General features: G+C 37.8%; 15 protein-coding genes. 2 read left to right on the forward strand and 13 right to left on the reverse strand.

All coding sequences use genetic code 11. The features are described from left to right. Positions 1-3: 3 nt before the first annotated feature. The 8 genes from folP to BXY41_RS19665 form a co-directional block, all read right to left on the reverse strand. Entirely contained in the window at positions 4-816 is an 813-nt protein-coding gene (gene folP, locus BXY41_RS19630; protein WP_104438578.1) for a dihydropteroate synthase, read from the reverse strand. Between the two features lie 18 nt (positions 817-834). Continuing rightward, positions 835-1,314, reverse strand: coding sequence for an HD domain-containing protein (locus BXY41_RS19635; RefSeq protein WP_104438579.1), 480 nt, complete (start codon positions 1,312-1,314; stop codon positions 835-837). 40 nt (positions 1,315-1,354) lie between these two features. Then, a complete protein-coding gene (folE, locus tag BXY41_RS19640) occupies positions 1,355-1,921 on the reverse strand; it encodes a GTP cyclohydrolase I FolE (protein WP_104438580.1) in 567 nt (188 codons plus the stop codon). 2 nt (positions 1,922-1,923) lie between these two features. Beyond that, positions 1,924-2,415, reverse strand: coding sequence for a dihydrofolate reductase (locus BXY41_RS19645; RefSeq protein WP_170072472.1), 492 nt, complete (start codon positions 2,413-2,415; stop codon positions 1,924-1,926). A gap of 313 nt (positions 2,416-2,728) precedes the next feature. Next, entirely contained in the window at positions 2,729-3,160 is a 432-nt protein-coding gene (locus BXY41_RS19650) for an RrF2 family transcriptional regulator (RefSeq protein ID WP_104438582.1), read from the reverse strand. A gap of 58 nt (positions 3,161-3,218) precedes the next feature. Then, positions 3,219-4,421: a rhodanese-like domain-containing protein gene (locus BXY41_RS19655; protein WP_242980255.1), complete on the reverse strand. Its 1,203-nt coding sequence runs from the start codon at positions 4,419-4,421 to the stop codon at positions 3,219-3,221. Positions 4,422-4,441: 20 nt separating this feature from the next. Further along, positions 4,442-5,209, reverse strand: a complete 768-nt coding sequence (locus BXY41_RS19660) for a tRNA threonylcarbamoyladenosine dehydratase (protein WP_104438583.1) — start codon at positions 5,207-5,209, stop codon at positions 4,442-4,444. A gap of 131 nt (positions 5,210-5,340) precedes the next feature. Beyond that, a complete protein-coding gene (locus BXY41_RS19665; RefSeq protein WP_104438584.1) occupies positions 5,341-5,685 on the reverse strand; it encodes a metal-sensing transcriptional repressor in 345 nt (114 codons plus the stop codon). Positions 5,686-6,019: 334 nt separating this feature from the next. Here BXY41_RS19665 and BXY41_RS19670 point away from each other — a divergent pair, with 334 nt between their 5' ends. Continuing rightward, positions 6,020-6,568, forward strand: coding sequence for a GNAT family N-acetyltransferase (locus BXY41_RS19670; protein WP_104438585.1), 549 nt, complete (start codon positions 6,020-6,022; stop codon positions 6,566-6,568). A gap of 122 nt (positions 6,569-6,690) precedes the next feature. Here BXY41_RS19670 and BXY41_RS19675 read toward each other — a convergent pair whose 3' ends face one another. From BXY41_RS19675 to BXY41_RS19690, 4 genes are all read right to left on the reverse strand, one after another. Next, on the reverse strand, positions 6,691-7,011 hold the full coding sequence (locus BXY41_RS19675; RefSeq protein WP_104438586.1) for a DUF3784 domain-containing protein: 321 nt from the start codon (positions 7,009-7,011) through the stop codon (positions 6,691-6,693). A gap of 313 nt (positions 7,012-7,324) precedes the next feature. Beyond that, a complete protein-coding gene (locus BXY41_RS19680; protein WP_104438587.1) occupies positions 7,325-7,834 on the reverse strand; it encodes an NUDIX hydrolase in 510 nt (169 codons plus the stop codon). 131 nt (positions 7,835-7,965) lie between these two features. Further along, positions 7,966-8,442, reverse strand: coding sequence for a GNAT family N-acetyltransferase (locus BXY41_RS19685; protein WP_170072473.1), 477 nt, complete (start codon positions 8,440-8,442; stop codon positions 7,966-7,968). Between the two features lie 111 nt (positions 8,443-8,553). Continuing rightward, complete coding sequence (locus BXY41_RS19690) at positions 8,554-9,204, reverse strand: class I SAM-dependent methyltransferase (protein ID WP_104438588.1); 651 nt, start codon at positions 9,202-9,204, stop codon at positions 8,554-8,556. A gap of 462 nt (positions 9,205-9,666) precedes the next feature. Between BXY41_RS19690 and BXY41_RS19695 the strand changes: the two genes are divergently transcribed. Beyond that, on the forward strand, positions 9,667-9,864 hold the full coding sequence (locus BXY41_RS19695) for a UDP-N-acetylmuramoyl-tripeptide--D-alanyl-D-alanine ligase (RefSeq protein ID WP_104438589.1): 198 nt from the start codon (positions 9,667-9,669) through the stop codon (positions 9,862-9,864). A 173-nt stretch (positions 9,865-10,037) separates the two neighbouring features. On the opposite strand, the gene BXY41_RS19700 is transcribed toward BXY41_RS19695, so the two are convergent. After that, a complete protein-coding gene (locus BXY41_RS19700; RefSeq protein WP_104438590.1) occupies positions 10,038-12,629 on the reverse strand; it encodes a glycosylhydrolase-like jelly roll fold domain-containing protein in 2,592 nt (863 codons plus the stop codon).

The following is a 12,629-nucleotide window of genomic DNA, read 5'->3' on the forward strand; positions in this document are numbered from 1 at the left end:
CTCCTAATGGCGTCCTCTCACGATTTCATCAGTTATAATGCATACCCTTTTATTTGCTTTTACATCATGAACCCTTATAAAATCACAGTGTTTGGATATTGCTAATGCGGTCGTCGCTAAAGTGGCTTCCAGTCTTTCCTCCAGAGGCAGATTGAGTATATTTCCTATAAATGATTTTCTTGATGTACCTATTAAAACCGGATATTTTAATTTTGAGAATTCCTCCAGATTTTTAATAACGGAAACATTTAACGCAACTGTTTTTGCAAAACCAACTCCAGGATCTAAAATGATTTTATCATGAGGTATGCCTGCATTTAGTGCTATATCTAAAGCCTCATTTAAATCAGATATAACATCTAAAATAAAATTATTATAATTCATATTGTCTCTGTTATGCATTATGCAGCATGCCACATCGTATTTAGAACACACGGACGCCATATGTTCATCTTTTTTCATACAGCCGAAATCGTTTATCATTGATGCTCCTAAACAAATTGACTGTTCTGCAACTGAAGCTCTTCTTGTGTCAATCGATATGGGTACATTTATATGTTTTTTCAGTTCCTTTAAGACCGGCAGAACTCTTGACAATTCTTCTTCCTCTTCCACTGGTATTGCTCCAGGCCGTGAAGATTCCCCTCCAATTTCTATAATGTCAGCCCCTTCACTAACCAATTTTTCTGCATACGATATTGCCTGATTTATTGAATTGTGTTTTCCTCCATCATAAAAGGAATCTGGCGTTACGTTTACGATACCAACTATATAAGTTCTTGCTCCAATATCAAATTTTGTGTTTCCAATAATCATTTCCCCTACCTCCAAAATTTAGTAAATTAATTTTTTATTCATTTTTTCCTGACTCCAATTGCATGTATCCTTAGCTTCGCAAAGAAAGCACAAGCGTGATAATTTATCTGCTTTATATAACAAACTTGCGAAGGAATTATTCTCATCTTCTAATTTGCGATGCTTGATTATCGCATTCTTGCACATTTCTATTTCTTCATCGTTAAATTTGCATGAAGCGAGTATACTATCTGCTATTTCAGCTGCTGATATGTGATGAGGCACTCCCTCCTCATACTGCCGCCACTTTGTTATATCGTGCATTAATGCAGCCGCATAGATTAATTCTTTATCATACCCCCATTTATTTTCAAGATTTATAATATATGCAATTCTTGCCACATCTATAGAATGGTTTAGATTATGCTTGCAGAACACTCTTTCTTTTTCAGCAATCTCATTTCTTTTTAAATATTCTTTAAAAACTTTATTATTTAATATATAACTGATGCGTTCCATCGTTATTCTCTCCCGGAATATTTCAAAAATATGATACTGATCAATCTTTTTCCAATGATAATAACTGCAATGCTTCTTTTCTTGCTTTATCATCCGTCTTAAAAATTCCTGCAAAACAAGTGGTTACCGTTTTAGTGCCTGGTTTTCTAATTCCTCTCATATTCATACACAAATGCTCTGCTTTGATAAGTATTGCTGCTCCAATTGCCTGTGCATCATTTTCTAATATATTAACAATTTCTGCTCCTAACCGTTCCTGTAGCTGCGGTTTTTTTGCACATATATCTACCACACGAGCCAGTTTGCTTAACCCTAACAGTCTCCCCGGCGCTGGAATGTAACAGATACTTGCAGTTCCATAGAAAGGCAATAAATGATGTTCGCACATTGAATAAAATGGTATATCTTTTACAACCACCATCTCTTCAGTACAACTCTCACCGAAATACTTCAGTACACTTTGTGGAGACGTCTCTAATCCTGCAAATATTTCACTATACATATTAGAGATTCTTTCCGGTGTCTCTTTCAACCCTTCCCTGTCGGGATCTTCGCCTATTGCAATCAGCAACTCTCTTACAGCAAATCTAATTCGTTCTTTATCCATAACTAAACCCCCTTTGTAGCCCTTTTATATTTTTTAATACTTATTTCTTCATCTTCATAAAATACCTGCTCCAGATAAAAATCACTTTCAAATTCAGGAAAGTATCGATTGCCTTCAAAACTCTTTTTTATCTGTGTTATGTAAATATATTTGCATTTTCCAATTGTTGCTTTATATATCTCACTTCCACCGCATATCCACACCTTCTTACCTTCAGAGCCAGTATCCGGAATTTCTTCAATTTTATGAATAACCTTTACATTTACTTGATCTGAAGTATAATTTCTATTTCTTGTTAATATATAATACTCATTCTCTGGGTATATCTTTTTCATAGATTCAAATGTTTTCCTGCCAGTTATCAGGATATGCCCCTTTGTTGCAGTTTTAAACCAAATCATATCTTTGGGAATATTCCAAGGTAACTTATTTCCACTTCCAATGACTCTATTAATATCCATTGCAGCAATAGAAATCCACTCACATTCTTTCAAGGTTATATCTCCCATCTATGTATAATTATATTAACTATTTATTATTTTTACTGTCTTAACAATAATACACTTTAAAAGACATGTCAATGATCATTTATTGTATAATTAATGATACATTATTTTAAAAAACATGTCGTGTTAGTTCTCTGGGGTATGGGGAAACCTATGACGGCTTCAGATATACACTATTTTTGACTATTTGCGCAATTTCCTATAAGAAAAAAACAGACACCTTTCGATGTCTGTTTTCCGCTATATATAGCAATGATACAAAACTCCTCCCACTAAATCCTATAAGAGTTTTCCAATTCTCCTATATCACATAATTATTCATATAATCATTCTTATGAATCAAATCTGCAATGGTTATCCCGTCAAAGTAATCATTAATCAGCTTATTAAGTCCTTCCCACATCTCCAGAGTCTGGCACTGACCGGCTCTGTTGCAGTTATTGGTCTCCCCTTCCAGACAGGAGACTGGCGCAAGTGATCCTTCAGTTAACCGTAAAATGCTCCCCACGGTATAAAGCTCCGGATCCTTGGCAAGCTTATAGCCGCCGCCTTTTCCCCGTAAAGAGATAAGGAGATTATTCTTACTTAAAATAGAGACTATGGATTCCAAATACTTTTCTGATATCTCCTGCCTTTGGGCAATGTCCATCAGTGTGATAAATTCTCCGTTATTGTGCTCTGCCAGATCAATCATGAGTCTGATGGCATAACGGCCTTTCGTTGAAATTTTCATATGCATAACCTCCTATTCATAATTTACCACAAGGTTAATATGTTTTTCAAGCCTAATTCTAATATTCTTTCAGATTTTCTTTTTTATCAGTCTTTTTCTCATCATAGTCATCCAGGAAATGATGAACAGCCCCATCCTTTTTATAAGCAATAATGGTGCTTAAATTTACATTCTCCACACTTTTAAACAAATTGCCTTCAATGTAGGGGTTGGTCTCCTTCAGCTGACTGATCAGATTCTTAATCTCCACCCGCTTGGAACCGGTATTTCCATCTGTCCTGCAGGTAGTGCAGGTATCAGTAAACCGGCAAGCGCACTGGATGAAATGAAGGTCATTGTAATCCCGCCACCGTTTGATGTCATCTTCTCTGATGAGATACAGCGGACGGATGAGCTCCATACCTTCAAAATTGGTGCTGTGCAGCTTTGGCATCATGGTCTGGATCTGGCCTCCGTACATCATTCCCATGAGAATGGTCTCAATCACATCATCATAGTGATGACCAAGTGCAATCTTATTGCAGCCCAGTTCCTTCGCCTTGCTGTATAAATGACCCCTTCTCATTCTTGCACATAAATAGCAGGGGGATTTCTCCACTTCATAGACTGCATCAAAAATCTGTGTTTCAAAAACGGTAATGGGAATATTTAAAAGTCTGGCATTGTTTTCAATTACCTGACGGTTTGTCTCGTGATACCCCGGATCCATAACAAGAAATACCAGTTCAAAAGGAAACTTATTGTGGCGCCGGATCTCCTGAAACAGCTTCGCCATCAGCATGGAATCTTTGCCGCCTGAGATGCACACGGCTATCTTGTCATTTTCCTTTACAAGTTCATATTCATTGATTGCTTTGGCAAATTTACTGAATAATTCCTTGTGAAATTTTTTTCTAATACTTTTTTCAATCTCTTCCAGCCTGCCCTGACCCTGTTCTTCTTTCTTCATGGTCTGAATAAGCCATGCTCCGTAGCCTCCTGCCAGGCTGTAGGCCGTATATCCTTTTTCTCTTAAAGTCTCTGCCGCTTCCTCGCTGATCACACCCTTTAAGCAATACAAAACAATCTTTTTCTCTTTGGGAAGGGTGCAATCTTCTGCTGAGACTGCTTCCATATCCATGTGAATGGCACCGGGAATAAATCCGTGCTGATAGGCTCTTTCCTCTCTGATATCCACCAGAACATATTCTGACTGATCCATCTGCTCCAGCTGTTGCAATGACAGACTGCATTCACAAGTATCCATGTATTCTGAATCCATATCCTTATCTCCTATTCCTTTTACGCTTTCTGCTGTCCGCCTGCAAGGTCTTTAATAACCTCTCCAGCGATGATCAGACCTGCAACAGATGGCACAAATGCCAGACTTCCGGGAATATCCCTTCTCTCTGTGCACTTATGGGCAGCTCCAGGAGGGCAGATACAGTTTGTCCGGCAGCTGATGGACATATCCTCGATGGGCCTGGTTGGTATTTCCTTTGAATAAACCACCTTAAGCTTTTTCACTCCCCGCTTCTTTAACTCTCTTCTCATAACCTTTGCAAGGGGACAAACTGATGTTTTATAAATGTCAGCGACCTCAAATTTGGTGGGATCTAACTTGTTTCCTGCACCCATGCAGCTGATAACTGGAACGCCTGCCTCTTTTGCCTGCATCACAAGCTGAAGCTTGGCTGTTACCGTATCCACCGCATCCACTACATAATCATAGTCCTGAAAGGAAAAATCTCCTGCATTCTCCGGTAAAAAGAAGCATTTATGCATCTCCACTTCAGCATCAGGATTGATCTCTAAGATCCGCTCCTTCATTACTTCTACCTTATATTTGCCAACCGTTTTTCTGGTGGCTATAATCTGCCTGTTAATATTGGTCAGACATACCTTATCATCATCAACAAGAACAAAGGAACGGACTCCGCTTCTTACCAGAGCTTCCACAACATATCCGCCCACTCCGCCTATTCCAAATACTGCAACTTTCGCTTCTGACAGACGCTTCATAGCGTCTTCCCCCAGTAACAGCTGGGTTCTGGAAAACTGATTTAACAAATGAATCTACCTCTTTCTACATTTTCTGCCTGTTGGTATAAAAAAACACACTTCAAGTAATTATACTTCGAAAAGTGTGTTTGGGCAATTCATTTTTACTGGATAAGGTTTCCTGCCGATAGGAATTTGTTTTATTTAATGAAACGGTCAATTGCCTTGTTTAAATCCTCAATTGCCTGCTTGTCTCCTGATTCCACCGCATCCACAATACAATGTTCAATATGATCCTTGATAATTACCTTTCCAGTTTGATTTAACGCTGATATAACAGCTGACAACTGGATCAGTACCTCACTGCAGTCCCGTTCCTCACTGACCATACGTTTCACAGATTCCAAATGTCCGATCGCACGGGACAGCCGGTTCATAACCACCTTTGTATTGGTATGCTTATGAGGGTGTCCGGGTAAATGGGAATGGGTGTATTCCGTTCCATCCTCTGCTTTATGTGTGTGAAAATCCATGTTCTCGTTCATATTTGCTACTCTCCTCCATACTTTTCTATTGTACTCTAAATTTTTTATTTTCACAATATGGAAGGGGAATTCTTGTAAAGATTATACTTTAAATTCTTTCATATAATAAAATCATTTTAATATGTTCGGTACAAAATCATCAGTTAAATGATACACCTTTCATCTCTTTAATATTTTTGAGATTAGCACATGGGCCATTGCATAACAAATAGTTGTATCACTTTCTTCTATTTAATATTTCAAGACATCACGGTCATCTTTTAAATTTCCTTGACACGTTCTCCCAATCATGCTATACTTTCACTCCAATTTTTTAATACAACAGGAGGAAAACATGTCAACATTTTATGAAACCCAACGGCTTTTACTAAGAACACCGGAACTGTCATTTGCACCCATGATCACGGACTATTATATAAAAAACCGGGAATTTTTATCGGAATGGGAACCTGTAAGACCCGAGGAATATTACACCACGGAATATCAGGAGAAACAGCTGGAAAACCAAATAGCAGATAACAATTCATTAAAACTGTGGATCTCCAAAAAAGGGGAAGAAGACAAGGTGATCGGCGCCCTGACATTCAGCAATATTGTAAAAGGAGTATTCCTCTCCTGCTTTCTTGGATATAACCTGGATAAAGATGAAATAAATATGGGCTATATGACAGAAGCTGTGAAAAAAGGAATTGAAATTATGTTTCAGGACTACGGTCTTCACCGGATTGAAGCCAGTATTATGCCACGGAATATCAGATCCCTGAAGGTGACACAAAAGCTTGGCTTCCAGGAAGAAGGTCTTTCCCCACAGTACTTAAAAATTAACGGGAAATGGGAAGATCACCTTCATATGGTATTATTAAACCATGATATGAATGAATAAGGGACATTTGCAAAATGGCTGGTTTTCGTCATTGGGCAGCACAGATGGAAACCGCCGAAAGCAATGCCTGGGGCGGTTTCTTGTTAAATTCAAGGATTTCGATTCAACAGACTAAAATACATTTAAAATAATCCATGATTATATTTTATTTGCGCGTATAACATCATGAGGATACCAATTGTAAAGGAGCCACCAAACACAATAATACTTTTCCCACCACCGATAAACAGGCTTGCCACGCCAGATAATAAGCACCCAATACCTATCACTATCATTGCAATTCCCATAATTCGTGTATATGGCTTTTTATCAGTTTCCTTAACTTTTGTATAATGATAATCATGCATAATATTTATCTTCTCTTTTATCCATAGAAGTAATCCTAAATACACAAATAACAATCCAATTCCACCCACGATTAGCAGAAATAGTATATCATCCAAATTAAACCACCCTTTATTTTACAAATTATAGTTAGTAATTTTTGCGAATTTTATAGTGGAAATCTTGCCGCCACAATGTTTTTTGAGGAAAATCTTGTACAGACGCCCGGTTTACAGTGTGCAGTAATCCATAAAATGCGTACATTTAAAAATTAATATTGATAGGTAATGAATTAATGGTATTCTGTTTAAGAAGAAAACTTGGAATTGTTTTTCATCGCATCAATGTTAGCACAATTTTACCCAAGCCTATAAATGTAGTAATTTCCCTGTTTATTTTAGTTCCTCTCGTAATAAATTCTAATTATCCTCTTCAATCCTGTCGATTCCCTACACTTATGCTAATATATTTCTTTAGAGTATCTATATGCATTGGATAAAAAATTTCTGGTGAATCTTCTAATAATCTCCTTATTACAGAAACAGGTGTCCATTTGTAATTTTTTGACTCATCTGAAAAAGGAAGCATCTCTCCCTCTGCCTTACAAATAAACACAAAGACCATTATAGGATAGTTTCCGACTAAATTCTGAGCGCAAGAAAAAGGCATAAAATTTAAGACCATATATGAATTACCTTTATAGACTGTCGATAAATTTTCCCCTTGTATTTCAGTAATATCAAGCCCTGTTTCTTCTTTAACCTCTCTTCTCAGCGTATCAAAAATGCTCTCAAAAGCCCGTATTTTTCCGGCGGGTATTTCTATAAGCCCATCTTCATATAAGGCCTCTGGTTTGACACGAGTTTGCATAAGTATATTATCTTCACCATTAATCTCTCTGACTATTATCCCGCCTGCTCCAGGAATAGAGAATTGTTCCATGAAAAATACCCCCATTAATATTAATCTACAAATACAATTTTTCGATAAACTCTATTTTTTAATACACCAAACATTCCATGAGGCGATACGTTTCTTGCTTCCATGATTTCTACTCAAAGGTACTTTTGATGCTACTTTACCTTTTCCATTCTATAATGTCCTTCTCCATCTAATTGCTTTACCCCGTTTTTATAGAGATATCCCATCTTCTCATAAAATGCACAAGCCGTTTTAGAGGCTGGAATCTCAACTCTACTGGCTCTAGTAAATAACTCATCATTCTCTAATGCCTGTATAATTGCTTTTCCTATCCCCTTCCTTTGCAGTTCAGGTAGAACGAATATTGTTAATAATATACTCTCTGTCATACTTCCAAAGAAACTACTTATAGAGCCAGTTCCCACAATCGTATCATTCTTATCAACTGCAACATAAGTATTTGCATACGAAGCGGTTTTTCGTATTTTATTAGAATCAAATTCTTTCGCGAGTTTTTCCATCTCCTCTATTGAATAGTCATGAATATTTACTTCTCGAAAGTTTCGCTGCACCAAGGTTGCTATCGTTTCAGCATCTGAATCTTTGAACTTTCTAATTTTAATTTCCATATTAGCCCCTCCATATCATATTATTATACTCTTATTATGATACAGCTTAGCTCATATTTCACCAACTATCAATATTCAATTATCAAGGAATTATGTCAGTTTGTATTTTGTTTATTTTCTACACAAGCAATGTAGTACGACTCCATCTTCTGTCTTATGTATTTTTCCATGTTCGCAAAGCACCACAGAAAATCCAGCATTTTCAACGAAACTTAAAAGCTCTTGGGGTAAAAATGCTTCCCAATAAATTTCAGTATTGGCATATGGATAAAACTTTCTTCCGCTTAGATATTGCTTATGGTGTTCCATTAAATAATCATAATCATGACCGGAAAAACTTAGTAAGCCATCTTTTTTAAGAACGCGCTTACACTCATTTAGGAAGTTACTCTTATACGTATCCCCATACAATAAGCCAAATGTTTGCGCCCATATAATGATTACTTCAAATGAAGCATCATCAAATGGTAATGTATACCCATCATATACCAAGAAATCAATATCATAACAGTTTTTTAAGGATAATTTTGCAACTTGTTTTATAACTTCTTCTGAAATGTCAATGCCTATAATAGAAAATCCCAAATCGAAAAGCGCAAATGCCTCTCTCCCCATTCCACATCCAATATCAAGAATTTTTGCTTCTTTCGGAAAAAAGTCAGCGACTGCCCGTTCCCATTTTTTAAGTTCTCCTTTGTTCCAATAGACCATTTCATCTACATTTTTCTTATCCTCATACCACTTGTGCACGATATCACTCATGACATATTCACCTCACTTATTGCCAATAATTTTCTTACTTTATATTATATTACTGGAAAAGCTACTAACTATCAATATTAAGTTTCAAAGTACTGTAATCCATCAAATTCTAATTGTAAAAGAATCTTAATACTCGACCTGCTATTATTTTCAAGCAATTTGTTATATACTTAAAAAAAAGGAGACTTTAAAATGTATAACTTACTCGATATAGTCGTAGATATAATTGGCTTTTTTGTTGATCTCTGGATAATACTCGTCCCTCCAAAGAAAGAATAAATAGATTGTACTATTTATTCAGCCTTAATGATGTTCTTGCATATTTTAACGATTAATATTAAAGCCAATATAATCAATCAGATTAATAATTGTCACAAAACTATCCATAGCCAACTGCCCCACTGTTTGCTTTATTTCTATTTTTGTTCTATACTCTGTATAATCTATATAATGGAGGCGTTTATGAAGAGAGCACAATCTGGCAGTATTACACTTATTGGGGAAGGATTCCTTCCAGTAAAGGTATGTGACATCAAAAACGGTAAACCTAATGTGAAACAAATTGAAACAGACAAACATTTCGAATTTATTCTTACCTACTCACTGTTTCACAAGGTTCATAAAAAATACGATAAACTAACATTCAAAGAGATAATTTAATATTTACCTCTATGCTCCTGGAAATATTAATTTAAGGGTAAAACAGTAAAAGGCGAGTGCCGAAGCACCCGCCAACAAAATAATTAAGTTATGACAAAATCTGATAATAGATGCCTTCGCTCACAATAACGAGACCAGTCATATTGAAACAGTACCCTTCCAACCATTTAAGTCTAAGTATTAAGTATAACCGGCCCCTCTATACCAAATGGTTCAATAACCAGATATTGAGACAAGCCATCCCTGATCTGCGTCCCCAACGTATTGGTCACTTCCACCCTCAGTAAGTTCTCCCCCTGCTCCACCAATCCAGTTAAATCAAAAACATAGGGAGGGCACAATTTCACCCCGACAGATTTGTTATTTACAAATACTTCTGCAATTTCATAAACAGTCCCTAAATCCAGAAACACATCACCAGACCCTTCCTCAACGGTAAAAACTGTCTCATACGATACAGTCCCGCACTTATCCTCATATCCGTCAATTGTATTAACCGTCACCACTTCTTTAACCGGCAACGTCTCTTTAAAATCCGGGTAAGAAAAACTGTCTGTGAAAGAAACCTTCCACTCCGCCATCAACTCCTGCGTTTTTCCATGGCACATCGGTTTTACACTTTCTTTCGCATCTTCAATAGGATCTTCCGAAAAAATCCAGACACAGGATTCATAAGGAGCCAGTTTAAGCCGATAACCAGACTCTTCCTTCTCCAATTGATAAAGCGTATTAGAAAATGCATCATAGGAGTATGCATAAGCAGCTTCCGGCATCTCAATCGTGGTATCAACAGTTCTTGACAAATGTTCATTAAAAAACATCCAATTCTCTGTCCCCTGCTCATAATGATAATAAACCAATTCACGATAAGGAATTTTAAGCCTCATTTCTGCCAGATCCCTGCAAAGATCCGCCAATTCACTGACAGCTCCTGTCAGGCAGACTTGCTTCAGCATAAGCCATTCTTCCTCTGTCAGTTCCCCTCCAAGCGTTCCTGACGGATAATCCTGAAGAAATATCACCCGCAACCCTGACTGTGCATATTCCATTGCTTTTCTCATTACGTTTACAGGGATCGCCTCACCATAAGGGATAATTAAAGTCTTAAAATACTCCTTATGAATCTTCAGCCTATTCTCTTCCACCACCGCATCTAAAAGATAATCAGCGGATACAATATCACAGTCAATCTGATGCTCCAGCAGTTCCCGCACCGGTTTTTCCACCGGCATATAGTTCCCTGCCCATTCCTGCTCTGCCGGATATAAAACCGCGGCAGGTGCTTTATGAACTCCATTTTGAAACAGGTTCATAAGACGGTTTGCATAATTACTATAAACACTAAAATACCGAAACTGCGGATTATTCCCCTGGGCATAAAAATGAGGCGGGCAGTCCCAATCCGGAAATTCTTTAGGACTAAATGCATGGGGTACCAGATAATTAATCCCTCTCACAATCAGATGATCGGTAATCCATTTCATCAGCTTCAGCCCCTCATTCCAGCCGTACGCACCAAACGCCTCGCACATTGCCCGGCCTTTTTTCACCGGATCCAGATGGGCAGCGGAAGCCCCCAGTTTTGCAAGGGCAAAATGATAAAACTCCCCGTCACAACCACCAGTGGAAAAAGAATCATGATGATACGGCATTCCTGGAACAATCTGGGTTCCAATCACATCGATTCCTGAAAAATCCTGTTCTGTCTGCCCCCGGAAGTAATGACCGGTTCCATATCCCAGTCTGGCATGGGCACCGTTGTCTTCAATATTGTGTCCCAGGTAGCTGATCCCTCGGTCATGACACCATTTTGCCAGCACTCCTGTGAAGTTCTCATGATATAATCTTGTAATAAGATTCATGTACTGATAGCGTATTTCCCCTTCCAATCCCTCTCCCTGCACCCAGAGTAAAGGAAGGAACTTCATTTCAAAAGGAAGCTCCTTTTCAAGCCCAAGCCTCCATGGAAGAACCATATCCTGTCCTATGCCTGCCATAAATCCCTTTTTATTTCCGAACCTTGGCTCATCAGAAAAAAATCCTGTAATTGTTTTACCAAAATCCTCTTTATATTTTTCAAAATGAGGTTCATAAACCGTTTTGACCAGAACTTCAGTGGCCGCCGCAGATATCGGATTCAGGTAATCAGCTGTCGATTCCTCTCCCCCGTTTCTGGTATAATATACTGTAAATATGCGATAAGCACCTTCTGGAATATCAATGGTTATAATACCAGCCTTGTACGCACCCGTTATATCCTTCAGCGTAGCAATCATAATCTCTTCTTTACCATTATTCCGGTCGCTCACGCGTTTTGCCATGTAAACGCCAATTACATGATTGATATCCTCACTGACACCATCCCATGGGCGGCCTGCGAGATAACTGATGTTAATTCTGGCTCCCTTCACAGGCCCGGCAGCATCAAAACAGCGCATGTAAAGATACCATTTTCTATGTTCCGGGTATTTTTCTTTTATGGCTCCATTGGCATATCCAGTAGGAAAATGGGAATCATCAAGAATCCAAACTTTCATATCCCGTTTTCTTGCTTCATCCAATATAATATCTAAATCAGTCCACCATTTTTCACCCAGGAAATCCGGATGTGGTCTGGCTTCGATACAAACCGCATTCATTCCGCTTTCCTGTATCTTTTCCATATATTGGCGGAGCACAGTCTCTGTTTCCCCGTGTTGCCAGAAGAATGGAAAAAAACTATTTTCCACCTTCCCATTTAAAATATCGTTTATTTTACTGTACAT

This window comes from Lacrimispora xylanisolvens, assembly GCF_002934545.1.
GTDB lineage: Bacteria > Bacillota > Clostridia > Lachnospirales > Lachnospiraceae > Lacrimispora > Lacrimispora xylanisolvens.